This window comes from Salinimicrobium oceani, assembly GCF_012037645.1.
This window is the reverse complement of record NZ_JAAVJR010000731.1, coordinates 1-428: the sequence shown is the minus strand read 5'-3', so window position 1 is coordinate 428 and position 428 is coordinate 1. Positions and strand designations below refer to the sequence as shown.

Genomic DNA, 428 nt, shown 5'->3' with positions numbered 1-428 from the left:
AGGATTTGGAAGCGTGTTGCGCAAAAGGGGCAATTCCCAGCCACTTCTTTCCGGCGTGCTCTCCGGTTAATTCCTTCACCTTTTGAATCAATTCCTGCTTAGGCAGCAGATCAACCACTTCCGGATCTATGGGATAACCTAACTTTTCGAATACTTCAGCATATCGCTGATGAGTCGGCTTCAGTTGGATGAAGACTTTATTTTCCTTTCGGGTGAGGGCTTTCCTTTCTCTTCGGCCTTTATCCAGTTGTTTTACGGGAATTCCCTTCAGCTTAAAGAAAAGCTTTAGAATGTTGGAGCGTAGCACGTTGTGAAGATCGGCTACGGCATCAATTTTAAGGTCCAGTAGTTCTTCAGAAAGTCTTTTTAAACCCCCAATTCCTTTGTGCCTGCCCTTGACTTCAGCAGCAAACACATCGACATTCTGC

At 45.3% G+C, this 428-nt stretch carries 1 protein-coding gene; it reads right to left on the bottom strand.

Features of this window, described 5'->3' with window-relative positions; genetic code table 11:
* The coding region (locus HC175_RS19120; protein ID WP_369074352.1) for a glycosyltransferase family 9 protein at nucleotides 1-428 on the bottom strand (428 nt) is incomplete at both ends.